Annotated in this window: 21 protein-coding genes and 4 tRNA genes; 6 read left to right on the forward strand and 19 right to left on the reverse strand. The window is 47.6% G+C overall.

Annotated features, from left to right (window positions below; genetic code table 11):
• Positions 1 to 2: 2 nt before the first annotated feature.
• From FHS56_RS07425 to purB, 19 genes are all read right to left on the reverse strand, one after another.
• Positions 3 to 1,721: a hypothetical protein gene (locus tag FHS56_RS07425; RefSeq protein WP_166919276.1), complete on the reverse strand. Its 1,719-nt coding sequence runs from the start codon at positions 1,719 to 1,721 to the stop codon at positions 3 to 5.
• An 84-nt stretch (positions 1,722 to 1,805) separates the two neighbouring features.
• Positions 1,806 to 2,486, reverse strand: coding sequence for a DUF2461 domain-containing protein (locus FHS56_RS07430; RefSeq protein WP_166919278.1), 681 nt, complete (start codon positions 2,484 to 2,486; stop codon positions 1,806 to 1,808).
• Complete coding sequence (locus tag FHS56_RS07435; protein ID WP_394352667.1) at positions 2,486 to 2,878, reverse strand: DUF3467 domain-containing protein; 393 nt, start codon at positions 2,876 to 2,878, stop codon at positions 2,486 to 2,488. Before FHS56_RS07435 ends, FHS56_RS07430 begins: the two co-directional genes overlap by 1 nt.
• Positions 2,879 to 2,893: 15 nt before the next feature.
• A complete protein-coding gene (gene rpoC, locus FHS56_RS07440) occupies positions 2,894 to 7,231 on the reverse strand; it encodes a DNA-directed RNA polymerase subunit beta' (RefSeq protein WP_166919280.1) in 4,338 nt (1,445 codons plus the stop codon).
• A gap of 89 nt (positions 7,232 to 7,320) precedes the next feature.
• Positions 7,321 to 11,220 carry a DNA-directed RNA polymerase subunit beta gene (gene rpoB / locus FHS56_RS07445; protein WP_166919282.1) on the reverse strand — a complete coding sequence of 1,300 codons (3,900 nt, stop codon included), beginning with the start codon at positions 11,218 to 11,220 and terminating at the stop codon, positions 7,321 to 7,323.
• Positions 11,221 to 11,349: 129 nt separating this feature from the next.
• A complete protein-coding gene (gene rplL / locus FHS56_RS07450; RefSeq protein WP_166919284.1) occupies positions 11,350 to 11,730 on the reverse strand; it encodes a 50S ribosomal protein L7/L12 in 381 nt (126 codons plus the stop codon).
• 78 nt (positions 11,731 to 11,808) lie between these two features.
• Positions 11,809 to 12,351: a 50S ribosomal protein L10 gene (gene rplJ, locus FHS56_RS07455; RefSeq protein WP_166919286.1), complete on the reverse strand. Its 543-nt coding sequence runs from the start codon at positions 12,349 to 12,351 to the stop codon at positions 11,809 to 11,811.
• Complete coding sequence (rplA, locus tag FHS56_RS07460) at positions 12,348 to 13,046, reverse strand: 50S ribosomal protein L1 (protein ID WP_166919288.1); 699 nt, start codon at positions 13,044 to 13,046, stop codon at positions 12,348 to 12,350. The genes rplJ and rplA overlap by 4 nt, the downstream gene beginning before the upstream one ends.
• Before the next feature lie 13 nt (positions 13,047 to 13,059).
• The gene (rplK, locus tag FHS56_RS07465; RefSeq protein WP_166919291.1) at positions 13,060 to 13,515 is read right to left on the reverse strand and encodes a 50S ribosomal protein L11; all 456 of its coding nucleotides are present in this window, start codon (positions 13,513 to 13,515) and stop codon (positions 13,060 to 13,062) included.
• 83 nt (positions 13,516 to 13,598) lie between these two features.
• Complete coding sequence (gene nusG / locus FHS56_RS07470; protein ID WP_166919293.1) at positions 13,599 to 14,174, reverse strand: transcription termination/antitermination protein NusG; 576 nt, start codon at positions 14,172 to 14,174, stop codon at positions 13,599 to 13,601.
• Positions 14,175 to 14,201: 27 nt separating this feature from the next.
• Entirely contained in the window at positions 14,202 to 14,432 is a 231-nt protein-coding gene (gene secE, locus FHS56_RS07475; RefSeq protein WP_166919295.1) for a preprotein translocase subunit SecE, read from the reverse strand.
• 14 nt (positions 14,433 to 14,446) lie between these two features.
• Positions 14,447 to 14,519, reverse strand: a tRNA-Trp gene (locus tag FHS56_RS07480).
• Positions 14,520 to 14,614: 95 nt separating this feature from the next.
• On the reverse strand, positions 14,615 to 15,802 hold the full coding sequence (gene tuf, locus FHS56_RS07485; RefSeq protein ID WP_166919298.1) for an elongation factor Tu: 1,188 nt from the start codon (positions 15,800 to 15,802) through the stop codon (positions 14,615 to 14,617).
• 109 nt (positions 15,803 to 15,911) lie between these two features.
• Positions 15,912 to 15,983: transfer RNA gene (locus tag FHS56_RS07490), tRNA-Thr, on the reverse strand.
• A gap of 31 nt (positions 15,984 to 16,014) precedes the next feature.
• Positions 16,015 to 16,087, reverse strand: a tRNA-Gly gene (locus FHS56_RS07495).
• A 7-nt stretch (positions 16,088 to 16,094) separates the two neighbouring features.
• A tRNA-Tyr gene (locus tag FHS56_RS07500) sits at positions 16,095 to 16,180 on the reverse strand.
• Positions 16,181 to 16,318: 138 nt separating this feature from the next.
• Positions 16,319 to 17,308 carry a SiaC family regulatory phosphoprotein gene (locus FHS56_RS11885; RefSeq protein WP_208409652.1) on the reverse strand — a complete coding sequence of 330 codons (990 nt, stop codon included), beginning with the start codon at positions 17,306 to 17,308 and terminating at the stop codon, positions 16,319 to 16,321.
• On the reverse strand, positions 17,286 to 18,041 hold the full coding sequence (locus FHS56_RS07510; RefSeq protein ID WP_166919300.1) for a ribonuclease H-like domain-containing protein: 756 nt from the start codon (positions 18,039 to 18,041) through the stop codon (positions 17,286 to 17,288). The genes FHS56_RS11885 and FHS56_RS07510 overlap by 23 nt, the downstream gene beginning before the upstream one ends.
• A gap of 59 nt (positions 18,042 to 18,100) precedes the next feature.
• Positions 18,101 to 19,456 carry an adenylosuccinate lyase gene (purB, locus tag FHS56_RS07515; protein WP_166919302.1) on the reverse strand — a complete coding sequence of 452 codons (1,356 nt, stop codon included), beginning with the start codon at positions 19,454 to 19,456 and terminating at the stop codon, positions 18,101 to 18,103.
• A gap of 163 nt (positions 19,457 to 19,619) precedes the next feature.
• On the opposite strand from purB, the gene FHS56_RS07520 reads away from it, so the two are divergent.
• The 6 genes from FHS56_RS07520 to ccsA (FHS56_RS07545) all read left to right on the forward strand — a co-directional run bounded on the left by FHS56_RS07520 (position 19,620) and on the right by ccsA (FHS56_RS07545) (position 25,722).
• Positions 19,620 to 20,894: a dicarboxylate/amino acid:cation symporter gene (locus FHS56_RS07520; protein ID WP_166919304.1), complete on the forward strand. Its 1,275-nt coding sequence runs from the start codon at positions 19,620 to 19,622 to the stop codon at positions 20,892 to 20,894.
• A 117-nt stretch (positions 20,895 to 21,011) separates the two neighbouring features.
• Complete coding sequence (locus FHS56_RS07525; RefSeq protein WP_317165659.1) at positions 21,012 to 21,677, forward strand: heme exporter protein CcmB; 666 nt, start codon at positions 21,012 to 21,014, stop codon at positions 21,675 to 21,677.
• Positions 21,678 to 21,689: 12 nt separating this feature from the next.
• Entirely contained in the window at positions 21,690 to 22,385 is a 696-nt protein-coding gene (ccsA, locus tag FHS56_RS07530) for a cytochrome c biogenesis protein CcsA (protein WP_166919314.1), read from the forward strand.
• Complete coding sequence (locus tag FHS56_RS07535) at positions 22,382 to 22,588, forward strand: CcmD family protein (RefSeq protein WP_166919316.1); 207 nt, start codon at positions 22,382 to 22,384, stop codon at positions 22,586 to 22,588. Before ccsA (FHS56_RS07530) ends, FHS56_RS07535 begins: the two co-directional genes overlap by 4 nt.
• 13 nt (positions 22,589 to 22,601) lie before the next feature.
• Entirely contained in the window at positions 22,602 to 23,039 is a 438-nt protein-coding gene (locus FHS56_RS07540; RefSeq protein WP_166919318.1) for a cytochrome c maturation protein CcmE domain-containing protein, read from the forward strand.
• 106 nt (positions 23,040 to 23,145) lie between these two features.
• Positions 23,146 to 25,722 carry a cytochrome c biogenesis protein CcsA gene (gene ccsA, locus FHS56_RS07545; protein ID WP_166919327.1) on the forward strand — a complete coding sequence of 859 codons (2,577 nt, stop codon included), beginning with the start codon at positions 23,146 to 23,148 and terminating at the stop codon, positions 25,720 to 25,722.
• The last annotated feature ends 199 nt before the right edge of the window (positions 25,723 to 25,921 follow it).

Genomic DNA, 25,921 nt, shown 5'->3' on the forward strand with positions numbered 1-25,921 from the left:
AGTTAGTTTTTAACAGGATAGTTTACAATCTGTATTTTTTCTGCTTCATATTTCAGGATAGGCACAAAAGTATTGACAAGCCCTCCCTTTTTCTCTTTTTTGAACAAATACGGGCGCAAGGTCGTAGCAGAGGGTACTTCCCCAGCAAGCGACAGCCAGCCGGTGGCAGCATCGTCTTTTAAGGCGTGCCCCAGCAGACGTAGAGCGTCATAAGTCAGATAAGCCTGCACCGGGGGTTGGCGGTAGTTGCCGCGGTGAGCAATGCGATACGCCCACCAATTGAATTTTTCAAGGAAAGGCTCCTTAGTGTTGAAAGGGCAGAAATGCGGGGCTATAAAATAAATGGGCATGCTGCTAAGCACTGCGGCTTCCAGATGCCCATGCAGAAGCCACGCTTCGGGCACCAACAGCAGGTTGTTGAGTGCTTTGTCTTTCCAATACTGTAGAATAAGCTTTTCGAACAACTGACTATTGCTGAGGCAGTAAACAAACTGCGCCGAAGCAATACCCCATTCATTCAGCAAAGTGGAAAGGTTGGGCAAATCTTCAGTTTTGAGCTGTCGAGCGGTGATATTTATACCCTCAGCACGCAGCTGTTCTACTTTTTTTTGTGCTTCTGCGACCATCTCTTCGGTATAAAGCAGAATACCTTGCGTTTTCATTTTCTGCGTAAGGAAGTCTGCCACCGCCCGCGCTTCATAAATAGCAGGGGGCTGCATCAGGATGCTCAATGGCAAGGCAGCCAGATGTTCGTCATTGTTGAACACCTGCAGCAGGGGCACGCCCAAGTGCTCTGCCAAGCGCAACTGCCGCATCAAGGCATCCGGTTCGGGCGAGGCTATTATCAGGTCGGTAAAGGCAAACTCACCGTATTCTGCCCACACCAACAAAGAGTCTTTTACCTTTTGCCAATCGTAGGCAACCAATACCCAACGCTTCCCAAGGGAATCGGTGATGGCTTCTGCTGCCTTAGCCCCCCAAAAAACAGCAGCCCCGGGCGAGTACATCATCTGCTTCCTGTAAGTGAGCGTATCACCGGATTTCAAGGCATTCAGTCCGAAGTTGTAAAAAAACACGGCGTAGAGGGTATCACTCCGCGGACGTACAACCTCTATGGCTACTGATTCGGGCACATTCAAATCATACTTGGCAATCAGGCGTTTCATCAAGGCAATATCTTCTACATCGCGTGCATATTTTGCCAAGTGATTGACAAAGATTTGCGCCAAAAATAAGTCGTCGGGATACAAAGACAGCAAGTTTTCCAGCACCTTTCTTGGGCGACTTTGCAAGTAGTAGCCCTTCATGTTGTTGGCTGCATTGTGCAGTTCTATGTTGTTTATTTTTTCTATATAACGGAAAGCCAGTGGGTCCTCCTGTTTTTCAAAAGCTATGTTGGCAAGTAAATAAAAAACTTCATCTACACGTTCCCAAGGGGTAATGCGGTTCAATATGTTGAGCAACAAGGCTTCTGCATCGTCGTACTGCTCCATTCGAAAAGCGCAAAGGGCAGAAAAATAATAGGCTTCCACCTCATAAGGGTTATCCGGGGCACTCAGTCGCAATTGTGCCCACAGACGGGCAGCTTCTGCCCACTGTTGAGCATCGGTATATTGTACTGCCTGCGTGAAAATAGACTCGTATTTGCTCGATTGTGCCGAGGCTACTCCACTTACCAGCATCAGCCCCAAAAGCACACAAAACATTCGGTATCGAAGCATAGTACCTGAATTTAATAAAAAAGTAGCATGAGGCTCAAAATTAACAAAATTTGCAAGGAATGGAAGGATTCAAGTCAAGAGGTATCAGGATTCTTTCATGTCTTCCAGAGCTGTGTTCAGAAAGCCAATCAAGGGTTGTGCCACCGTAGCATAAGTAAGCAGCAGGTTGGGGAAAGCGGCAGAGAGCACCTCTTCATCGCTGCAGGCTTTACGCACAATCCACCGTTTGCGACGTAGCGATAGCTGCAATGCTTCGGGCGCATCGGCAAATTCTTTCGGTAAGCGTTGCAGTAGCTCGCCCTCTACCTCGGGAAAATAACGCACAAAGGTAGTTTGTTGCAAAAGTGCAAGCCACTTGTCTTGCTCGTAGTATATTTCTTGACGCACAGCCTTCTGCATAGCAGCCGAAGGGGCATATAAACCCGCTGCCACAAAAGAAGCGCCTGGCTCTATGTGTAAATAAAAGCCTGCGAAAGGACTCTTGCGCCCCCCGGGCGCTATCAATGCCCCAAAGTTGGTTTTATAGGGGGTTTTGTCTTTATTAAAACGCGTATCACGCGCCAGACGAAAAATGCACTGTGCAGCAGTCAGGTTTTCCTGATGGTGAAGGTGTATGCTTGCTTGGATGAAGGCTTCTACAAATTCCGAAAAATTTTGCTTGGCTTGTTCATAAGCCTCCCGGTGGGCAATCATCCACTCGCGGTTGTTGTGCTGCTTTAGCTCTTGCAGAAAAACAAGCGTTTCCGGATAAATCGTGTACTGCATCAGGCTTCACCTATTGGTCCGTTGTAGGGGAATGGCTGATTTTTGCCCGTTTCAAGCTTGATTTCCCCAAAATTTGCCTCGTATTTTCTGATGTTGTTTTCCAGCGCCAGTAAAAAACGCTTGACGTGTTCGGGGGTCATAATGACCCGAGTTTTTACTTTGGCTTTGGGCATGCCCGGCAGCATTTGAAGAAAATCCAAAACAAACTCGCTTGGCGAATGGGCTATCATAGCCAAGTTGGAATATATGCCTTGGGCGATTTCTTCGGATATCTCTACGTCGATGTTTGGGATTTTGTCGTCTTGCATGGCTACTCCGATAGTTTCAAAAACAGCATTGAAGATACAAAAAAGGCGCCCGACATACAAACGGGCGCCTTCGGCAAAGGTCATATCCAGTGCTGCTTGTTATTTGGTTTTTGCTTTGCGGGTGCTTTTGCGGCGTTTGGGCTTTTCCTCTTCTTCCTTTTGAGCAGCTTCTGCCTGCAAAGTCTTTTCATACTCTTCTTTCGAGAGCACGATGTAGTCTTGATAGCGGCGGATGCCTGTACCAGCGGGAATGAGGTGCCCAACAATCACGTTTTCTTTCAAGCCCAAGAGTTCATCGGTTTTAGCCGCTACGGCTGCCTCGCTCAGTACCTTGGTGGTTTCTTGGAACGATGCCGCCGAGATGAAGCTCTCGGTACCCAACGACGCTTGTGTGATACCTTGCAGCGTGGGTTTTGCTACCGCAGGACGGGCATCACGCACTTTTACCAGCCGCAAGTCTTTGCGGCGCAGCACCGAGTTTTCGTCGCGTAGCTCACGCATGCTCACGGGCTGTCCTGGGCTGAAGCGATTGGAGTCGCCGGGGTCCTCCACTATCTTCAACTCTAGGATACGGTCGTTTTCCTCACGGAAGCGCCACTTTTCTACCAACTCGCCGGGCAAGAAGTCTGTATCTCCGGGGTCAATCACCTCTACTTTTTGCATCATCTGACGCACAATCACTTCAATGTGCTTGTCGTTGATTTTCACCCCTTGTAGGCGATACACTTCCTGAATTTCGTTTACCAAATAAGCCTGTACAGCCGTCGGTCCTTTGATAGCCAAGATGTCACTTGGGGTAATGGTACCGTCGGAAAGCGGCGCGCCAGCTTTCACGAAATCACCATCCTGTACTAAGATGTGTTTCGACAAGGGCACCATGTATTTCTTCTGTACCCCGTCTTTGGCTTCCACTATAATCTCACGGTTGCCTCGTTTGATGCTGCCAAACTTCACAATACCATCGATGCCGCTCACTATTGCGGGGTTCGAAGGGTTACGGGCTTCGAACAATTCGGTTACACGAGGCAAACCACCAGTGATGTCGCGGGTTTTACCCATGGCACGCGGTATTTTAGCCAACACCTGACCGGGTTTGATGGTAGTTCCTTCTTTGGCAACCACATAAGCCCCTACCGGTATGTTGTAGCTCTTCACCTCGCCGCTTTCGGTAGTAATGATGATGGCGGGGTTCTTGGTTTTATCCTTAGACTCCACAATAATTTTTTCGCGGAAGCCGGTTTGTTCGTCCACCTCTTCTTTGCAGGTTATACCTTCGATGATGGCTTCGTAAGAAACCTTACCCCCCACTTCTGAAAGGATAAGAGCGTTGTAGGCATCCCACTCGCAAATCACATCTCCTTTCTGTAAGGTATCGCCTTCTTTCACATGTAGAACTGCCCCATAAGGCACGTGGTTGGTTACCAATACCTTTTTGGTTTTGGGGTCCACTATTTTCACTTCGCCCATACGAGAGAAGACGATATCGGCTTCTTGCCCATCGGTAGTAACCCCACGAATCACACGCATGTTTTCAAACTCAACAACACCGGGGAATTTGGCTTTCAAGTTAGCATCCACGGCAATGTTGGAGGCGGTACCCCCTACGTGGAAGGTACGTAGTGTCAGCTGCGTACCAGGCTCACCAATCGACTGGGCGGCAATAACACCTACAGCCTCTCCTATTTCTACCATGCGACCGGTAGCCAAGTTGCGCCCATAGCACTTGCGACAAACACCACGTTTGCTTTCGCAAGTCAGCACAGAACGCACTTCCACTTCCTCGATGGCTGATTCTTCTATGCGTGCAGCTATCTCTTCGGTGATTTCTTCGCCTGAGCGTACAATCAACTCATCGGTGATGGGGTCGTATATGTCGTGCACAGACACCCGCCCCAGAATACGTTCGCTGATGGGCTCTACTATCTCCTCTTCGTTTTTGAGAGCGCCGATGACGATGCCTCGCAGAGTGCCACAATCCTCTTCGTTCACAATCACATCTTGGGCTACATCCACCAAGCGGCGAGTCAAATAACCGGCGTCAGCTGTCTTCAAAGCGGTATCTGCCAAACCTTTGCGGGCACCATGAGTAGAAATAAAGTATTCGAGTACGTCAAGCCCTTCTTTAAAGTTCGACAAGATGGGGTTTTCGATGATAGCACCTACCGAGCCTTGCAAGCTCTTTTGTGGTTTTGCCATCAAACCACGCATACCGCCCAGCTGACGAATCTGCTCTTTAGAACCGCGAGCACCGGAATCCATCATCATAAATACAGGGTTGAAGCCCTGGTCGTCGTCGCGCATTTTATCAAGCAAGATGTTCGTCAGCTTGTTGTTTACACGAGTCCAAATGTCGATTACCTGATTGTAGCGTTCGTTATCGGTAATCAGACCCATCATATAGTTTTGGTAGATGCTTTCTACCTCTTCTTTAGCTTTTTCAATAAGTTTCTGTTTTTCTTCGGGCACAAGGATATCCCCTAAGCCAATAGACAAGCCCCCTTTGTATGCCATAGTATAGCCCAGCTCCTTGATGTCGTCAAGGAATTTGGCAGTTGCTGGCACGCCCGCCTCTTTGTGCACCAGCGAGATGATTTTCTGCAGTTTTTTCTTGGTGAGCAGCTCGTTGATGAAGCCAACTTGCTCGGGCACAAACTGATTGAAGATAACACGCCCGGCAACAGTTTCAATCATTTTTTCCACAAGCTGTTCCCCCTCTTTCACTTTCACTTTCACTTTGATGAAGGCGTGTTTCGAAATTTTACCCTCATTCAAAGCAATGATTACCTCTTCGGGCGAGTAGAAAATCTTGCCTTCACCCGGTACTGGCTTGTCTTCGGTGCTGCGACGCCCTTTGGTGAGGTAATACAAGCCCAACACCATGTCTTGCGAAGGCACAGCAATGGGGGCACCGTTGGCAGGGCTCAAGATGTTGTGAGTAGAAAGCATCAATAGCGATGCTTCAAGGATAGCCTCGTTGCTCAAAGGCACGTGCACTGCCATTTGGTCACCGTCGAAGTCGGCGTTGAAAGCCGTACATACCAAGGGGTGCAACTGGATAGCTTTGCCTTCAATCAATTTAGGCTGGAATGCCTGAATACCCAAGCGGTGCAAAGTAGGTGCACGGTTGAGCAATACGGGATGCCCTTTCAACACATTTTCCAAGATGTCCCAAATGACAGGGTCCTTGCGGTCCACTATTTTCTTGGCAGTCTTTACAGTTTTTACTATCCCGCGCTCAATCAGCTTCCGGATGATGAAAGGCTTGAACAACTCGGCTGCCATGTCTTTGGGCAAGCCACACTCGTGCATTTTCAATTCTGGACCTACCACAATCACCGAACGCCCGGAATAGTCAACACGCTTACCCAAGAGGTTTTGACGGAAGCGCCCCTGTTTTCCTTTCAAGGTATCGGAAAGCGACTTCAAAGCGCGGTTGCCTTCTGCTTTCACGGCATTGACCTTACGCGAATTGTCGAAGAGTGAATCTACCGCTTCTTGAAGCATACGCTTTTCGTTACGCAGAATCACCTCCGGCGCTTTGATTTCAAGCAGGCGCTTCAAACGATTGTTGCGGATAATCACCCGACGATACAACTCGTTGAGGTCTGAGGTAGCGAAGCGTCCGCCGTCCAGAGGCACCAAGGGGCGCAACTCGGGCGGAATCACCGGTACCATGCGCACAATCATCCACTCCGGACGGTTCTCTATTTTCTTTTGTGCTTCTTGGAAAGCACGCACTATGCGCAGGCGCTTGAGCGCCTCGGCACGACGCTGCTGTGAGCTATCGTTGGCTGCCTGATGGCGCAACTCATAAGAGAGTTTATCCAAGTCGATGCGCGACAGAAGCATCTCCAATGCCTCGCCCCCCATTTTAGCAATAAACTTTCGGGGGTCACTGTCATCAAGCATTTGGTTTTCTCGAGGCAGTTTATCTAAAATATCCAAATATTCGTCTTCGGTGAGGAAGTCGAGATAAGAGACGCCCTCTTCTTCCAAAATACCGGGCTGAATCACAACATAGCGCTCATAATAAATGATTTGGTCGAGCTTTTTGGAAGACAAGCCCAGCAAATAGCCTATTTTGTTAGGCAAAGAACGGAAGTACCAGATATGAGCCACCGGCACTACGAGCTCAATATGCCCCATTCGCTCACGCCGCACTTTCTTCTCGGTTACTTCTACCCCGCAGCGGTCGCAAACGATGCCTTTGTAACGAATCCGTTTGTATTTGCCACAGTGACATTCATAATCTTTGACCGGTCCGAAGATGCGCTCACAGAAAAGACCGCCCATCTCCGGCTTGTAGGTTCTGTAGTTGATAGTCTCGGGTTGGGTTACTTCCCCGTAAGAGCTATCAAGGATTGATTCCGGCGATGCAAGGCTAATGGTAATAGCCTCGAAATTGCTGCTTACTTTTTTGCTTCTGCCGAATGCCATATCGTATATTTCAGGTTTGGAGCTTAAATTAAAAGATTGAGAATAAGAGAAAGAAGAGCAAGCCCCAGCAAGGGGCTTACTCCAACGAATCATTTTTCTGTCAATTCTTTGATGCGTTTCAGGTCTTCTCTATCATGGAAAGTTACCTCGAGAGCTAAGCCGCGCAGCTCATGTACCAATACATTGAACGACTCGGGCACTCCCGGCTCGGGGAAGGGCTCACCCTTCACTATGCTTTCGTACACTTTGGCACGTCCTACCACGTCATCTGACTTCACGGTAAGGATTTCACGCAGGATGTGAGCAGCGCCGAAAGCTTCAAGTGCCCACACTTCCATCTCACCAAAACGCTGACCACCGAACTGGGCTTTACCACCCAAGGGCTGTTGCGTGATGAGCGAGTAAGGACCAATAGAACGGGCGTGCATTTTGTCATCTACCATGTGCCCCAGCTTGAGCATATACATTACCCCTACGGTAACGGGCTGCTCGAAGCGTTCACCGGTCAAGCCATCATACAGATAAGTACGCCCCAAGGGAGGCAAGCCGGCTTCTTGAATCTCTTTTTCGATGTCTTCGAGCTTGGCACCATCAAAGATGGGGGTAGCGTATCTGCGTCCTAGTTTTTTACCTGCCCAACCGAGCACCGTTTCATAGAGCTGCCCGATGTTCATACGCGAAGGTACACCCAGCGGGTTAAGAACGATATCTACGGGGGTACCGTCTTCAAGGAATGGCATGTCTTCTATACGCACGATTTTGGCTACCACCCCTTTATTACCGTGACGCCCCGCCATTTTATCTCCCACTTTCAGTTTACGCTTCTGGGCGATATACACTTTAGCGAGTTTCAAAATACCGGCGGGCAGCTCGTCGCCTACTTCCAAGTTGAAACGTTCACGCTTGAACCAAGCAATGACCTCGTTGCGAGCACGCTGGTAGTTGGCTACCAACTTAGCTACCAATTCATTGGTTTTTTCGTCTTCTGTCCAGCCTTCCAAGCGCACCTCGGCGATGAGGTTCACCTCTTCCGGCACGTTGTACATGCTTTCGTCACTGTATGGGTTTTTCTTAGGGAAGAGGTTTTGCTCTATGTTCTTACGGGTGAATTTGGTGCCCTTCGATATAAGCTCATCACCAAATTTATGTTTCACCCCTTGCGACACCTTGCCTTCGAGCAGCTGCGCCAGCTTGTCAATCATGGTACTGCGCAATTCAGCCAATTTTTTGGAGTAAGTGTCCATTAGTTTTTTCACTTCGTCTTTGGCTTTTTTGCGCAGGTCTTTGTCTTTGCGCGAGCGGGCAAACAACTTGGTGTTGATTACCACCCCTTCTACTGCGGGCGGCAGGCGCAGAGAGGCATCTTTCACATCACCGGCTTTATCGCCGAAGATAGCGCGCAGCAGTTTTTCTTCTGGAGTGGGGTCTGATTCGCCCTTAGGAGTGATTTTACCTACTAGTATGTCTCCCTCTCTCACAAAGGTGCCTATCTTCACTATGCCGTTTTCATCCAAGTGACGGATGGCATCTTCTCCCACGTTGGGGATTTCGGAAGTGAGTTCTTCTTCGCCGCGCTTGGTGTCGCGTACCTCCAGCTCATATTCATCAATATGAATGGATGTGTAGATGTCTTCTCTAACTACACGTTCCGAGATAACAATAGCATCCTCGAAGTTGTAACCACGCCAAGGCATGAAGGCAACCAAGAGGTTGCGACCCAATGCCAGCTCGCCGCCTTGAGTTGCATAACCTTCACACAAAGGTTGTCCTTTCTTCACGCGGTCACCTTTGCGCACAATAGGCGTCAAGTTGATGCAAGTGCTTTGGTTTGTACGGCGAAACTTCGCAAGCTTATAGGTTTTATATTCACCGGTGAAACTTACTAAGCGGTCTTGTTCATCGAAGTCATATTTCACCACAATCTTGCTGCTATCCACATAATCCACGACCCCATCGCCTTCGGCTAATATCAAAATGCGAGAATCCAATGCCGCACGTTCTTCAAGCCCGGTACCTACGATAGGCGCTTCGGGTTGAATCAAAGGCACTGCCTGACGCTGCATGTTCGAGCCCATGAGAGCACGGTTGGCGTCGTCATGCTCCAAGAAAGGAATCAAAGAAGCCGCTAAGGATACAATCTGGTTAGGCGACACGTCCATGAAGTCCACTTCTTCTGGACTTACCATGATAAAATCGCCCTTATTGCGAGCCTTCACTTGTTTTAAAAGGAAGTTCCCCTCGTCATCAATAGGGGCATTTGCCTGTGCTATGGTGTATTTGTCTTCTTCTTCGGCAGTCATGTAAATCACTTCGCCGGACATGTCCACCTTGCCATTGACCACACGGCGATAGGGCGTTTCAATGAAGCCCATGTTGTTGATTTTAGCATAAACGGTCAAGGAGGAAATCAAACCGATATTAGGACCTTCGGGGGTTTCGATGGTACACAAACGTCCATAGTGGGTATAGTGAACGTCGCGCACCTCAAAGCCGGCATGTTCACGTGACAAACCACCAGGTCCCAAGGCTGACACACGACGTTTGTGAGTGACTTCAGCCAACGGGTTGGTTTGGTCCATGAACTGCGAAAGCTGGTTGGTACCGAAAAAGGAGTTGATGACAGAAGACAAGATGCGGGCGTTGATGAGGTCAACGGGCTTAAATTCCTCATTGTCACGCACGTTCATACGCTCGCGTATAGTACGCACCATGCGTGCCAAGCCCACGCCAAACTGTGCATATAACTGCTCCCCTACGGTACGCACACGGCGGTTGCTGAGGTGGTCGATATCGTCCACCACAGCACGGGAGTTAATCAAGCCAATGAGGTACTTTACAATGCTGATAATATCTTCTTTGGTCAATACCCGCACGTCCAGGTCTATATCCAAGCCCAGCTTGGTATTGATACGATAACGCCCTACATCGCCCAGGTCATAGCGTTTCTCGCTGAAGAACAGACCATGAATGAGGTCGCGCGCGGTGGCATCATCTGGGGGCTCGGCATTACGCAACTGGCGGTATATCTGCTCTATAGCCTCCCGTTCAGAGTTGGAATTGTCTTTTTGTAAGGTATTATATATGATTTGATAGTCGGCAGTATTGACATCTTCGCGGTGCAAGATGATGCTGGTGGTTCCAGAGTCCAGAATCAGTGGCAAGTGCTCTTCTTCAATCACGGTATCGCGCTCCAACAACACTTCGTTGCGGCTGATAGAAACCACCTCGCCGGTGTCTTCATCTACAAAATCCTCTACCCAAGTGCGTAACACACGAGCAGCAAGCCTGCGACCGACTACTTTTTTCAGGTTCTTTTCGTTTACTTCTAACTCTTCGGAAAGTCCAAAGATGTCGAGAATATCTTTATCGGTACTGAAACCAATAGCACGCAGCAGCGTGGTAACCGGGAATTTCTTTTTGCGGTCGATATAGGCATACATGACGTTGTTCACGTCTGTAGCGAATTCAATCCACGACCCTTTTAAAGGAATAATGCGTGCAGAATAGAGTTTGGTGCCGCTGGCGTGCTTGCTTTGAGCAAAAAACACCCCGGGCGAGCGGTGCAACTGCGATACAATCACGCGCTCAGCTCCGTTGATAATAAACGAGCCACGCTCGGTCATATAAGGGATGTTGCCCAAAAAGACCTCTTGTTCTACGGGTTCAAAGTCTTCGTTGTCTTCGTCGTTGCAAATTAAGCGTAGCTTTGCTTTTAAAGGGACAGCATACGTTAAGCCTCTGTCAATACACTCATCTACGGAGTACTTGGGGGGGTCTATTACATAATCTATAAATTCAAGCACAAAATTTTCGCGCGAGTCGGCTACCGGGAAATTTTCCATAAATACTTGGTAGAGCCCCTCACGTTTGCGTTTTTCGGCAGGTGTGTCTAATTGGAAGAAATCCCTGAACGATTGCAACTGAACGTCAAGGAAGTCGGGGTAATCAATCACCCGTTTGGTAGAAGCAAAGCTGATTCTCTTTGACATTGTAAAGTTTTTTTGGTGGAAGAAAGAACGAACAGAGGCGGAAGAGAAAGTAGTGTTATTGAATACAAATAGGTTTAGACCTGACTGTGATGCCAGGCCTAAAACCTATTTGAAATGTGTGAAAGAACTCTACTTGATTTCTACTTTAGCACCTGCTTCTTCAAGTTTCTTCTTGATTTCCTCAGCCTCTTCTTTGCTTACACCTTCTTTAACAGGCTTGGGCGTATTGTCAACCAATTCCTTAGCTTCTTTCAAGCCAAGCCCGGTGATGGTTTTTACTTCTTTTACTACATTCAGCTTCGAAGCACCAGCGTCAACCAAAATTACATCGAAAGAAGTTTTCTCTTCTGCAGCTTCGGCTGCACCACCAGCAGCGGGGGCAGCCGCTACGGCTACTGCTGCAGCAGCAGGCTCGATGCCATACTCTTCTTTCAAAATTTTAGCTAATTCGTTTACTTCTTTTACAGTCAAGTTTACGAGTTGTTCTGCGAAAGCTTTCAAATCTGCCATTGTCGTACCCTTTTTATAGTTGTTGATAACTTTTGACTAAATGTTGATGAATAAAATATTGATGAATATAATTGAAGATTAGCTGGCGGCTCTTTCTTCGAGCGTTTTGAGAATGCCAGCAATTTTTTGCCCTTGCCCCTGCAGCGCAGAGATGACATTTCGAGCAGGCGATTGCAGCAATCCGATAATTTCGCCCAGCAATTCTTGTTTGGACTTGAGCGAAACCAGAGTTTCTAAGTGCTCGTTACCAATGTAAGTATCGCTGTCAATGAAAGCACCTTTCAAAATAGGTTTTTCTGACTTATGCTTCTTGCGATACTCGTCCACTATTTTAGCTGGAGCATTGGCAGCCTCTTCGGAGGCAAACATCACTGCCGAGTAGCCTTTGAGCACTTTTTCGTTGAAAGCCTCAAGGTTGCCTTTTTGGCTTTTTTCAAGTGCTTTACGAATCAACGTATTTTTTGCCACCTTATACTCTACACCGGCTTTGAAGCAAGCACGACGCAACTCGTTGATTTGGGCGACGGTAAAGCCGCTTGCATCTACGATGTAGAAGTAATCGGTTTTGGCAAACTTATTGGCTAACTCTTCTATTAAGAGTGCTTTTTCTTCTCTTGTCATAATCCTGGCACTGTGTTTTTATCGATTTGAACACTTGGGCTCATCGTCGTCGACAAGTAAATCGACTGGATGTAGGTCCCTTTAACAGTCGCCGGCTTCAATTTTATCAAGGTAGTGAGCAGTTCTTGTGCGTTTTCGGCGATCTGTTCAGGAGTGAAAGAGATGCGACCGATAGAAGCATGCACAATACCGTACTTATCTACCTTGAAATCGATTTTACCGGCTTTTACATCCTTCACAGCTTGGGCTACGTCCATGGTCACAGTACCGGCTTTAGGGTTGGGCATCAAGCCACGCGGACCCAACACACGCCCCAATTTACCTACTTTAGCCATCACGGTAGGCATGGTAATGACCACGTCGAAGTCAAGCCAACCTTCTTCTATTTTCTGGATGTATTCATCCAAGCCTACATAGTCAGCGCCAGCTGCTTTGGCTTCCTCTGCTTTATCGGGCGTACAAAGCACCAATACACGCTTTTCTTTCCCGGTACCATGCGGCAAAGTAACCACGCCACGTACCATTTGGTCGGCTTTGCGTGGGTCAACTCCCAAGCGTACATCGATATCAACCGATGCATTGAAGTTGGTATAGGTGATTTCTTTTAAGATTTTTGCCGCATCGAGCAGAGAGTAAGCCTTATTTTTATCGTACTTTGCTAACGCTTCTTTGCGTTTTTTTGAAATTTTTCCCATGATTGAAGGCTCTTTATTCGGTTGATTCTGTTTCCCAAGGCGCCTTACCGCTCACCGTGATACCCATACTGCGTGCCGTTCCGGCTATCATACGCATAGCGGCTTCAACGGTATAGCAGTTGAGGTCCGGCATTTTGATTTCGGCAATCTCACGCACCTGGTCCCAAGTAACCGAAGCAATTTTTTTACGGTTGGGCTCAGGTGAACCTTTTTTCTGCTTGGTGGCTTCCATCAGCAATACTGCTGCTGGAGGGGTTTTGATAACGAAGTCAAAAGACTTATCCGTATAGTAGGTAATTACTACGGGCAGTACTTGACCCATTTTGTCTTGAGTTCTGGCATTGAACTGCTTGCAGAACTCCATGATGTTAATCCCCTTCGCACCAAGAGCAGGTCCTATGGGCGGTGCCGGGTTGGCCTGACCGCCGCGTACTTGCAACTTGACGTATCCTGCTACTTGTTTAGCCATTGTTTTTCTGCGGTTTGAATGTTGTGCGAATTGATTGGTGTTGGTGGAAGCAAGCCAATATTTTCACGGAGAGCACGTCCGTTTTAGTCGAGTTTTTCTACTTGCGTATAACTTAACTCAACGGGTGTGCTTCTACCGAATATTTTCACGATTACATTCAGTTTCTTTCTGTCTTCAAAGACTTGATCTATCACGCCATCGAAGCCACTAAACGGACCATCGGCTACTTTTACATGCTCGCCCACCATAAAGGGGGTTTCGAGGCGTTCGGCTTCTTGCGATTCGTCAGCTTTTCCTAATATGCGTTTTACTTCGGATTCACGCAGGGGGATAGGTTGCTTCACGTAGCCATCTTTGGGGTTCTCGCCGGCGCGAGCTTCTTCTTGTAGAAAGCCAATCACCCCCGGCAAGGTGGTAAGGGTGTGCACCAATTCGGGCTGAGATAAGTCAGCCAAAATAAGCACGTAACCTGGCAAAAAAATCTTTTCTCGTATTTTCTTTTTGCCGTTACGCACTTCATACACCTTTTCTGTGGGAATAAAGACCTGCTTCACTTGCTCTTGCCATCCTTGGCGAGCAACCTCGTTTTCAATATAGCTTTTTACTTTTCTTTCTTGCCCGGCTATCGCGCGCAGGACATACCATTTATGCGTTTCCATTCCCACCCCCGAATTAGGTATATAAAGTTATATTTGCTCGTAGAAGAAGGTCAAGGCTGTCTTAAAGATGAAATCCATGGCACCAATAAGAAGGGCAAAAAGCAAGGAGGCAAAGAGCACAATCATAGCGTCTCTCCACAAAGTTTTCCCTTTGGGCCAAGTGACTTTGGTTGTCAACTCATGATAAGATTCGCGCACATAGTGCACGAGCCCTCCCCAAAGTCCTTTTTTGTCATTTTCTTGTGTAACTGAAGACATAAGCCTATTTTTTGCACAGGTGGCAGGACTCGAACCTGCAGCCTGCGGTTTTGGAGACCGCTGCTCTGCCAATTGAGCTACACCTGTAGGTGTGTATTCAAACAAAAGGAGTGCAAATGTAAGCATTTGCTTTGAAAAAAGCAAGTGTATCCAGAGGATACACTTGCCTATGCATTATTTAATTAGTCAAGGATTTCAGTTACCTGACCAGCTCCTACGGTTCTACCACCTTCGCGGACAGCGAAGCGCAAACCTTTTTCCAAGGCGATGGGTTTTTGCAATTCCACAGTGATGGTTACGTTGTCACCGGGCATTACCATTTCCACGCCTTCGGGCAATTGAATAGTGCCAGTTACGTCAGTAGTACGGAAGTAGAACTGAGGGCGGTAGTTGTTGAAGAAAGGAGTGTGACGACCACCTTCTTCTTTGCTCAATACATAAATCTCAGCCTTGAATTTCTTGTGAGGTGTTACGGTACCGGGCTGGCAAATGACCATACCGCGGCGAATTTGGGTTTTCTCTATACCACGCAACAACAGACCTACGTTATCACCGGCTTCACCTCTGTCCAAAATTTTGCGGAACATTTCCACGCCGGTAACGGTAGAGGTCAGTTTTTCCTCACCCATACCGATGATTTCTACGGGGTCACCGGTTTTGATAACACCGCGCTCGATACGACCCGTAGCCACAGTACCACGACCGGTGATAGAGAATACGTCTTCGATAGGCATCAAGAAAGGTTTGTCAACCAAGCGCTCGGGGGTAGGAATGTATTCATCCACCACATTCATCAGTTCTTCTACGGTAGCTACCCAGCGAGGCTCGTTATTCAAAGCACCCAAAGCAGAACCACGAACTACAGGGATGTTGTCCCCATCGTATTCATATTTGCTCAACAACTCACGGATTTCCATTTCAACAAGGTCGAGCAATTCTTCGTCATCAACGAGGTCTACCTTGTTCATAAATACCACAATAGCAGGCACCCCTACCTGACGAGCCAACAGGATGTGCTCACGGGTTTGAGGCATAGGACCATCGGTAGCCGCTACTACAAGGATAGCGCCGTCCATTTGAGCAGCACCGGTAACCATGTTTTTCACGTAGTCGGCGTGACCGGGGCAGTCCACGTGAGCATAGTGACGCTTTTCGGTTTGGTATTCTACGTGGGCAGTGTTAATGGTAATACCACGCTCTTTTTCTTCGGGAGCGTTATCGATAGAAGAGAAGTCTCTTGCTTCTGCCAAGTTTTTCTTAGCCAATACGTGAGTAATTGCCGCGGTCAAGGTAGTTTTGCCGTGGTCAACGTGCCCGATAGTGCCTATGTTTACGTGGGGCTTAGTTCTCTGAAATGTTTCCTTTGCCATATCTCTGTTTTTCTTTTGAAGTTATTAATTACAAGCGATGGATAGATAAACAAATAAGCTATTCACTGCGCGAATAGCGTTGTCTGTGTGCTTTACAAAATTAAAATAGAGCCAATGACGGGATTTGAACCCGTGACCTCTTCCTTACCAAGGAAGCGCTCTACCCCTGAGCTACATCGGCTTAGACGAAAATACCTTTTTGTTTTAAGCAGAGCGAGAGACGGGACTCGAACCCGCGACATTCAGCTTGGAAGGCTGACGCTCTACCAACTGAGCTACTCTCGCTTTTAAATGGTGGGGAGAGCAGGATTCGAACCTACGAAGGCATAAGCCAGCAGATTTACAGTCTGCCCCGTTTGACCGCTTCGGTATCTCCCCAAATATTTGTTTTGCGATGTTTTTCGTATTAGCCATCTGCTAACGGAATGCAAAGTTAAAGGCTTCTTTCAAATTTGCAAAACTTTTTTTGATTTTTTTCTTCCGCCTCTCATAGTCCAATGATTTTCAAAAAATTGCTCAATCAAATTTTTCTACCGAAATCACATTAAATTTCAAGCCTGTACTCAGTTGAAAGTCTTCGGCTTCTTCGAGCATGCTTTCATCGTGCATGAGGTAATACCAGTTGATAGTTACCTCGCCCCCCTGTTCTTGGTATTCTTTAAGCAAGAGAAAAATTTCCTGCAGGGCACGAGAAGAAGAAGTATTAAAGTAAGTGAGCTTCAAGTTCAGGGTCAATGGTTTTTTTACTTCATGGATGTAGGTATCTATCCAGTTGATAAGGGTATTGTAGAATTCGAAGGTGTCTTCTTGGTACGACTCACCTTTTATTTCACACACACCAGTTTGCGCCGAGAAATACACATCGGGCGTCAGATAGGTGCCCTTTTCACCTTTGATAACCAAATCGTCCATTTTGGTGCCACTATCGTCTTTCTTATCAATATACGCTTTCACTACAAATAGAACAAGATTTTCGCTGGTTTCTATCCAATGAAAATCCACTTTTTGGTTGAGTCGCAATAGCACCTCTATCAAACCTATATTGCCAGAGTGGTGTTTGTTTTGAATGGCTTGTTGGCGCAAGTCATTTTTATAGGCACGCAGCTCGCGCCGGTCCATGCTCGTCACTTTTGCCAAACGCTGTTGCAACTGTTGTTGCTGCTGCACGGTAACATAATTGACGGTTTGAATGCAATAGCTTTTTTCTGTTTCAGAAAGTGCCATCAAGCCGGTACCTATACGTTTTTTGCCTACTACCTCGTAAGTAGCTGCATAGTTGCCTATATTTTCGCACAATTCTACAAAGGCGTAAAATGCTTTGTCGCGTACGTTCTTCGACTTGTCGAGGTATTGCTTGATGTGGTAGCCCAACTCGTTGATGACATTATAAGTAAAAGGACCATAATAGATGGTGCGTATTCCATCCATACGCAGGTGTTGAATCAGTTGGTTCAGCTCCACTTTGTTTTCGTTTATTTGCATATTAAACCATAAGCCTGTCGGCATATTCCACTTGCTCGCTGCTGATGGAAGGCAGGCGCATGTATTTTAAATAGAGACGGGCAGTAGCCAGCACATCGTTTTCACAGTAGCGTGCAATACGCTCTAAATCTTTTTCTTTCCAGAAAACCTCTCCTACTTTGCTTCCATCGATATCGGACTTGGGCGAGGGGATATCGAAAACAGCACAAAGCAATTCCAGACGGGTAAAGCTTTTCTTGTCGCCAAAGCTCCATAGTTCCATTGTATCAATCACATACCTGGCGGCTTCGTCCCAGGGTCTTTTCATACGCAAGTCTATCATAGCAGGCACCGGCAGCCCTTGAATCAGGTAGCGGCGTGCCAAAAAGGGCACGTCAAATTCACGCCCGTTGTGGGCACACAAATAACGTATAGATTTATTGTCAAGGATACGGGCGAACTCTTGCAGCAGACGGGCTTCGTCTTCGCCGCAGTAAGACTTCAAACGGAAGAAATAATGCCCTTCTTTTTTTCCAAACAGCCCGAAGCTCACACATACCACACGGGCAAACTCTGCATAAATGCCGGCTTTGAGCGGATACAGCTCTTCGGCAGACATGCCGGTGTCTTCATAGCGGTTTATCTTCTCTGCCTGATGACACCACTGGTCTTGTAAAGCCGGCGGCATGGCATCAAAAGAAGGAAAAGCAGGTGCTGTTTCTATATCAAAAAACAGCACCTTGCTGCACAGGTCATCAAGACTGTGAAAGAGAGCCATAATCTTGTTTGAATAAGTTAAGTACCCAAAAGATTACAGCAAATAAAATAACAATTTTTTTAGAAACGTAAAGCAGAGCCTACATAATTGAAAGGGGTAATGTTGCGCAGCTCTTTTTTTACCTGTTCGGGCACGTCCAAGGCGTCGATGAAAGCATGAAGGCGCTCTGCTGTGATACGCTCACCTGTGCGTGTGAGGGCTTTCAATGCTTCGTAAGGCTTGGGATAGCCTTCGCGCCGCAGGATGGTTTGGATGGCTTCTGCCACTACAGCCCAATTGTCTTCGAGGTCGCTGCGAATCGCCTCTTCGTTGAGTTCGAGTTTGTTCATGCCACGCATGAGCGAGGTCCATGCCAAAAGGGTATGCGCCATAGGAACGCCCAAGTTGCGTAAGACGGTTGAGTCGGTCAGGTCGCGCTGTAGGCGCGACACCGGCAATTTGTTTGATAGGAAGTTAAAGGCGGCATTTGCCCACATGAGGTTTCCTTCGGCATTTTCGAAGTCAATGGGGTTTACCTTGTGCGGCATTGCCGAAGAGCCCACTTCGTTGGGGTTGATTTTTTGTTTGAAATAATCAAAAGCAATATAGCTCCACACATCACGGGCAAAGTCAATCAAAATGACGTTGATGCGGCGGAAAGCATCTAAGAGGGCTGCCAGTTGGTCGTAGTGTTCAATCTGAGTAGTAAAATGACTACGCTGTAAGCCCAGGTAGTTCGCTACGAAATCATCGGCAAAAGCGTGCCAATCGACCTGCGGGTATGCCACATAGTGGGCGTTGAAGTTGCCAGTGGCACCTCCAAACTTGGCGGCATAAGGGACTCGCTGCAAATGGGCTACCTGTGCCTGCAAGCGCTCAACAAAAACCATCCATTCTTTACCCATGCCAGTAGGCGAAGCCGGTTGTCCGTGGGTACGTGCCAACATAGGCACCTCGCGCCAATGGGTAGCCATTGACTGCATCAAAGCCAAGAGTTCTTGCAGGCATGGCATCATCACTTGCTCTATGGCTTCTTTGAGCATCAAGGGCATAGCCGTGTTGTTGATGTCTTGCGAAGTGAGCCCAAAGTGAATAAACTCGCAATAAGACGCCAAACCAAGCGACGGAAAACGTTCCTTCAGAAAATACTCTACAGCTTTCACGTCGTGGTTGGTGGTGCGCTCTATTTCTTTGATGCGTAGGGCATCGTGTTGGCTAAAATTTTCATACAAAGCGCGCAAGGCTTCTTTTTGTGCGGTAGTTAAAACGGGCAAGGGAGGAGTGCCCTGTTCACAAAGGGCAATAAAATATTCCACTTCCACCCTCACTCGGTAGCGAATCAAGGCATATTCTGAAAAGTAGGGTGCTAAGGCTTCCACTTTGCTTCGATAGCGCCCGTCGATGGGCGAAATGGCAGTTAAGGGGGTCAGTTCCATGTGAATTGCTTGTTTTTCGAGATACAAAAGTAGAAAAAAGCCCTTACAGGCGCTGCCCATCTCCTGCTGCTCGTTCATTTCCACAGCTTTTAGAAATCTTTAAAAAGCTGTTATCTTTGAACGCTTTCCATGGAAAAGTATAAATCTAACTTACTTCAATACTATGAGCTTATCAAGCAAAAACAGTAAAGGGATTTTGGCTTTTTATCAGAAAAATCTTTTTGCCTTTATTTTGATTGCCTTAATTGCCGGCGTAGGTGTGGGCTACCAATTACCGCAGCAAGCCGGACTCTTTACTTGGATGGGCGAATTGTTTATACGGGGGCTGAAAATGGTGATAGTGCCGCTCATATTGAGCTCTATCATCTCTGGTGTAAGTAATCTGGGGCAAAGCAACAGCTTAGGACGTCTCACTTTGAAAACCTTGGGCTATTACCTTATCACTAGCCTACTGGCAATTTTAACGGGCTTGCTGCTGGTCAATCTCATAGAGCCGGGCGTAGGTGCTCCCATTCCTTCTACTACCGAGTCACTGCCGGAACTTTCTTCGGAGGGGGCATCTTTAAAAGATACCTTGTTGCGTATGGTGCCCAGCAATGTATTTGCTGCTTTCAGCCAAGGGGAAATGCTGAGCACCATCTTTTTCGCTGTTTTGTTTGGGGTGTTTCTTACCAAAGTAAATGAAGAACGTTACAGAACTGTATTGAGTGATTTTTTCAATGCCACTTTCGAAGTCATGATGGGCATCACCATGCTTGTGATACTATTCACTCCTCTGGGTGTATTTGGCTTGGTGGTGGACGTGGTAGCTGAGCAAGCTGGTGACACCGTTCGGCTCACACAGATGGCAGCCAGCTTGGGGAAATATATGCTTACAGTCATTGGCGGATTGATTGTTCACGCTTTTGTTACTTTGCCGCTGCTGGTGTTGCTATTAGCCGGCATCAACCCCGTGCAGCACTTTCGTGCCATGCTCACCCCTCTCATCACTGCGTTTTCTACCAGTTCGTCGGGGGCTACCCTGCCGCTCACCATGGAGGCACTCGAGCACAAAGCCGGCATACCCAACCACATTGTCAGCTTCACCATTCCCTTAGGCGCCACTATAAATATGGATGGCACAGCACTCTATGAATGTGTGGCTGCCATGTTCATTGCACAAGCCTATGGCATCGAGCTGGACTTTTGGCAACAAATGGTTGTGGTCATCACTGCCCTTTTGGCATCTATTGGTGCTGCTGGCATCCCCATGGCGGGGCTGGTAATGATATCCGTCATTCTGAATGCAGTAGGGCTGCCACTCGAAGGTGTAGGCATGATACTGGCGGTAGACCGTATTTTAGACATGATGCGCACCGCCGTGAACGTATGGAGCGACAGCTGTGTGGCTGCTATTATTGCCCACTCCGAGAGAAAAAGCATCCATAACGCTGCTTAGTTGGCAATAACAGGGCAGTAAACAAAAAGACGTCTAACAGCGCCTTATTTTTATACGACACTTCGTATTCAAAGCATTTTATATAACTTTGTAGCCGACTCTGAAGCCCAAAAGCCTGTGTCTATACGGCGCATTATAGCACTCATACAGAAAGACCTGTTATTGGAATGGCGGCAACGCTATGCTCTCAATGGCTTGTTGCTCTATATCAGCGGCGCTACTTTTATTATATACATAGGCATTGAGCAGAGCGGAAGCGAGCTTACGTCTTCATTGTGGAATGTGCTGTGGTGGATAGTGGCGCTCTTTACAGCCACCAATGCTATGGCAAAGGGTTTTATGCAAGAAGAGGAAGAGCAACAGTTGTATTATTACACTATTGCTTCTGCTCATGAAATACTGCTGGCAAAAGTCATCTACAATACTTTGCTGATGCTGGTGCTGGGCAGTGCCGGCTTCGGTTTATATTATTGGTTCCTGCCAATTGCTATTCCACATCCGGCTTTTGCTTTGTGTCTGCTTTTGGGCTTTGTGAGTTTTGCCTGTTCACTCACCATGATTGCTGCCATTGCGTCGAAAGCTGGAAACAATAGCGTTTTAATGGCTGTTTTGAGTTTTCCGGTACTGATTCCTCAGCTGTTGATGCTCACCCGAGCTTCTTCGTTGAGCCTGATGCCGGCAGCGTGGAGTCTGATTCAGAAGGAATTGACCATGCTTTCTCTGATAAATATCATTGTTTTGGGTGTTGCTTTTGTGTTATTTCCGCTGCTGTGGCGGAGCTAAAATAACTATGTTATGAAAAGATGGTACCAAGCTGTTACTGTGCTACTGCTGCTTTACGTCATCATAGGGGGCTTTTTGATGCCTGTACCTCGTTTGCCTATTGTCAACGAAAGCATCCGCAACTTGTATTTCCATGTACCCATGTGGTTTGGCATGACCCTCTTGCTGGCGGTTTCTGCCTACTATTCGGTGCAATACTTGCGCAAAGGCACCGAAAGCTTGGATGACCACGCCGTGGAGAGTGTCAACACGGCTGTATTATATGGTTTGTTGGGGCTAAGCACCGGTGCCATTTGGGCAAACTACACTTGGGGAGCTCCATGGAATGGCGACCCGCAGCAAACCATGGCGGCTATCGGTGTGTTGATTTATATCGCTTACTTGGTATTGCGTGGCGCTATCAATGACCCATTGCGCCGGGCACGGGTCAGCGCTATTTACAACCTGTATGCCTTTGCCGTATTTATCCCACTCATATTCGTTTTACCACGCTATACCGACTCACTGCATCCCGGTAAGGGCGGCAATCCTGCTTTCAGCCAATACGATTTGGACAATACCATGCGCCTAGTATTCTATCCTGCCGTTATTGGCTGGAGCATGCTTGCTTGGTGGATAACCAAGATAGCCGTTCGCTTGCGCCAACTGAAACGAAAAAAAGAGGAAATACAAGCTCACCGACAAATACAAATTGAAGAAAACCTATGAGACAGTTCTTTTATATCCTATGCCTGTGGACGTTTGTTTCGATGCCGACATGGGCACAAGGCAGCGAAGTGGAAATGGCTGATGCCTTACGCGCCAATGGAAAGATTTATGTAGTAGTAGCGGTGCTTGCAACCATCTTTTTGGGCATCGTGTTATACCTTTTGACCCTCGACCGCAAGGTAAAAAAACTAATAAAAGACTAAAACAAGCTTTGTTATGAAACGCATCCATATTTTCATTCTCATCGTGATTGCCGCTGCCATTGGTTTGATAGTCAGCTCAATGGGCAGTGCAAGCAAATATGTGTCTTTTGAAGAAGCCATTGCCATGAGCCAAAGCGGCAACAAAAAGGGCATTTATGTTATTGGCGAGCTGCCCAAAGATGCACAGGGGCACATCGTAGGCATGGAATACACCCCTTCTGTCAACCCCAATCTTTTTCGTTTTATGTTGAAAGACGAAAAAGGAAAGCTAATGCCGGTAGTGTACCCAGATGCCAAACCACAGGACTTTGAGCGTGCAGAAAAAGTAGTGGTAGTGGGCAATGTAGAGGGCAATGAGTTTCATGCCAAGAAAATATTGATGAAGTGCCCTTCGAAGTACAACGACCAACAAAACAAGAACGAATTCACCGAAGTGGCTACTTCAAATTAAACATGGCAAACATGCAAGCCGCTTTTAGGCATAAACTCCCTCGGTTGCTCACGCAAGGGGCTTTTCTTTTATGATATGTAGTGCGTAGCGGAACATAAGTACTCTCATGATACACTATACCGTCGGAAATATTGGACACCTCTCGCTCATTGCTGCTTTTGTGTTGGCGCTGATGAGTGCTTTGGCTTACGGTTTCACTGGTCGTCGTCAGTTGCCTTTAAACGAGCGCGAAAGCTGGCGCCGTTTTGCACGCTGGACATTCTTGCTGCACGGTTTGTTTGTAACAACTGCCGGTGTGGTGCTCTTTGTCATCATACTGAATCACTACTATGAGTACTACTATGCTTATGCTCACTCGTCGCGCCATCTGCCCACGGAATACATCATCGCCTGCTTCTGGGAAGGGCAAGAAGGCAGCTTTTGGCTTTGGATTTTCTGGAACGTACTCATCGGCTTGTTCTTTGTACTGCGCCGCCCCACCGAATGGGAAGCCCCTATCATGAGCATTGTAGTGTGGGTGCAGGCATTTCTCACCTCCATGATTCTGGGGGTGGTCATCGGCGACTGGAAGATAGGCAGCTCGCCCTTTGTCTTGACCCGTGACGTGCTGGACCTGCCCGTGTACACACCCGGCAGCCCCATGTATAACCCCAACTTTGTACCTACCGATGGTACTGGTCTCAATCCTCTGCTGCAAAACTATTGGATGGTGATTCACCCCCCCACTTTGTTTTTAGGTTTTGCCCTCAGCTTGGTGCCCTTTGCTTTTGCAGTAGCGGCTTTGTGGAGAAAAGAATTCACCGGCTGGATACGCCCTGCGCTACCTTGGTTGATAATTTCGACACTTGTGCTGGGGTTGGGCATCTTAATGGGTGCTTACTGGGCATACGAAACCCTGAACTTCGAAGGATATTGGAACTGGGACCCCGTAGAAAATGCGGTGTATGTACCTTGGCTGGCAATGGTAGCTGCTATACACACCGCCCTGGTAGCCCGCAAGTCGCCGATTGCCCTACGCTTCACTTTCTGGCTGGTAATCAGCAGTTTTCTACTGGTGCTTTATTCTACATTCCTTACCCGCAGCGGTATTTTGGGCAATGCGTCGGTGCATTCCTTTACCGACTTGGGGCTTTCGGGGCAATTGCTGCTTTACTTGCTCTTCTTTAGCGTCGTATCTGTAGGGCTGCTGATAGCACGCCACAAACATCTTCCTAAAAGTAGCGAAGAAAGCGACCTGTCGATTTACCAACGTGAATTTTGGATATTCACTGCTGCCTTCATCATGCTGCTGTCGGGCTTTCAGGTGTTGAATACGACCTCTTTCCCCGTGTACAACAAGATAGCCGAGCTGTTGGGCTTTGAGCTTAACTTGGCACCCCCAGAAGACCAAGTGATGCACTACACACGCATACAATTGTGGTTTGCCGTGCTGCTTGCCATCGGCTCGGGCTTGGGGCAATTTTTCTGGTGGAAGAAAATAAAAAGCAATCAGCAGTTAAGTACCCTATACTTTCCCACAGCCTTGGCGATGATAAGCAGTGCGCTGGTGATTATTTTGAGCGGCGAAAAGAACCTCAGCTACATTGCGCTTCTGTTTGCTTCGTTCTATGCCATCATCAGCAACGCATGGATACTCACCGAGCTGCTGCGCAAGAAGCCACGTCTTGCCGGCGGTGCCCTCACTCACTTGGGCGTTGGGCTGATGCTTATTGGTATTTTGTACTCCTCTGGCTATACGCGCGTGGTATCGCTCAATGTCAGCGGTTTACTCTACACTACCGATGAAAGTGCCCCTTCCGACTTCAACGAAAAGAACACACTGCTGTGGCTGGACGAGCCCACACCTGTGGGCAACTACATAGCCACCTTTCAAGGTCCTGCCCTTGAAGTGGATGGCTTTCCGTCATATATTCCTTACAACAAGGTGTATTTCCTTGATGACCCGCACTACATCGTGGCACTCGAAGACATAAAGCATAAAGGCAAAACCTATTTTAAGGCGGGCGATACGCTCTATACCCGCCCCGAGAATGTGTATTATCAAATCCGCTTTGATGACCCACGTGCCCAAAAGAGTTTCAACATGTATCCGCGAGTGCAGGTCAACCCTTCGATGGACCTGACCCCCTCGCCTGCCATTCGCAAAGAATGGGGCAAAGACCTCTATACCCACATTACGGCGGTATATCCTGACCCCAAAGAAGGTAGGGAGTGGAGCGACAGCGAACAGCACGAAGTAATGCCCGGCGATACCCTCTTCTTGAATGACTTCGTTGCTATTTTTGATGAAGTAAAACCCGTGCGGGTGTACAAACAAATGACATTGGAAGACCACGAAATGGCTCTGCAGGCACACTGGCGCATTTTAAGCAAAACAAAGGAATATCATCTGTCGCCAGTCTTTCTGTTGAACATACAAGATGGCATGATAGCCTCGCCGGCAGAAATAGAACCTGCCTTAGGCTTAAAGATGGCTTTTGTACGTGTAAATCCGGAAAAACAGACTTTCATCTTTGAAACACAACGCACACAGCGCGACTACATCATCTTGAAAGCCATTGAAAAGCCGCTTATCAACTTTTTGTGGATAGGTAGCTTATTGATGCTTGCCGGCTTTGGCGTGAGTGCCTACCGGCGCCTACGGGCAGCTAAAGGCAAAGCTGCCGTGGAAAGCATGGTCTGAGTCTTGACCTTCAACATCTTACTGGTGCTGCCCTCTCTGTGAGGGCAGTTTTTTTATTTGCACAAACACCACACTTAAAGAAACACACGATTTTTACGCCTTCTGCTCATTAGACAAAATCAAGAAAAAGCAGCTGAAAGGGTATACAGACAGGCAGGGCAAAAAAACCATTCCCATACAGCTTAAAGGCATATGGAAT

The organism is Thermonema lapsum (assembly GCF_011761635.1).
GTDB classification, from domain to species: Bacteria; Bacteroidota; Bacteroidia; order Cytophagales; family Thermonemataceae; genus Thermonema; species Thermonema lapsum.

Coding starts and splice junctions, on each gene's coding strand:
- rpoC (WP_166919280.1), bottom strand. CDS start 7,231: ATGGCATTCGGCAGAAGCAAAAAAGTAAGCAGCAATTTCGAGGCTATT.
- FHS56_RS07510 (WP_166919300.1), bottom strand. CDS start 18,041: ATGGCTCTCTTTCACAGTCTTGATGACCTGTGCAGCAAGGTGCTGTTT.
- FHS56_RS07435 (WP_394352667.1), bottom strand. CDS start 2,878: ATGACCTTTGCCGAAGGCGCCCGTTTGTATGTCGGGCGCCTTTTTTGT.
- FHS56_RS07520 (WP_166919304.1), top strand. CDS start 19,620: ATGAGCTTATCAAGCAAAAACAGTAAAGGGATTTTGGCTTTTTATCAG.
- secE (WP_166919295.1), bottom strand. CDS start 14,432: ATGTCTTCAGTTACACAAGAAAATGACAAAAAAGGACTTTGGGGAGGG.
- FHS56_RS11885 (WP_208409652.1), bottom strand. CDS start 17,308: ATGCCGACAGGCTTATGGTTTAATATGCAAATAAACGAAAACAAAGTG.
- tuf (WP_166919298.1), bottom strand. CDS start 15,802: ATGGCAAAGGAAACATTTCAGAGAACTAAGCCCCACGTAAACATAGGC.
- FHS56_RS07540 (WP_166919318.1), top strand. CDS start 22,602: ATGAAACGCATCCATATTTTCATTCTCATCGTGATTGCCGCTGCCATT.
- rplK (WP_166919291.1), bottom strand. CDS start 13,515: ATGGCTAAACAAGTAGCAGGATACGTCAAGTTGCAAGTACGCGGCGGT.
- rpoB (WP_166919282.1), bottom strand. CDS start 11,220: ATGTCAAAGAGAATCAGCTTTGCTTCTACCAAACGGGTGATTGATTAC.
- purB (WP_166919302.1), bottom strand. CDS start 19,456: ATGGAACTGACCCCCTTAACTGCCATTTCGCCCATCGACGGGCGCTAT.
- ccsA (WP_166919327.1), top strand. CDS start 23,146: ATGATACACTATACCGTCGGAAATATTGGACACCTCTCGCTCATTGCT.
- rplJ (WP_166919286.1), bottom strand. CDS start 12,351: ATGACAAGAGAAGAAAAAGCACTCTTAATAGAAGAGTTAGCCAATAAG.
- ccsA (WP_166919314.1), top strand. CDS start 21,690: ATGAAAAGATGGTACCAAGCTGTTACTGTGCTACTGCTGCTTTACGTC.
- nusG (WP_166919293.1), bottom strand. CDS start 14,174: ATGGAAACGCATAAATGGTATGTCCTGCGCGCGATAGCCGGGCAAGAA.
- rplA (WP_166919288.1), bottom strand. CDS start 13,046: ATGGGAAAAATTTCAAAAAAACGCAAAGAAGCGTTAGCAAAGTACGAT.
- rplL (WP_166919284.1), bottom strand. CDS start 11,730: ATGGCAGATTTGAAAGCTTTCGCAGAACAACTCGTAAACTTGACTGTA.
- FHS56_RS07535 (WP_166919316.1), top strand. CDS start 22,382: ATGAGACAGTTCTTTTATATCCTATGCCTGTGGACGTTTGTTTCGATG.
- FHS56_RS07425 (WP_166919276.1), bottom strand. CDS start 1,721: ATGCTTCGATACCGAATGTTTTGTGTGCTTTTGGGGCTGATGCTGGTA.
- FHS56_RS07430 (WP_166919278.1), bottom strand. CDS start 2,486: ATGCAGTACACGATTTATCCGGAAACGCTTGTTTTTCTGCAAGAGCTA.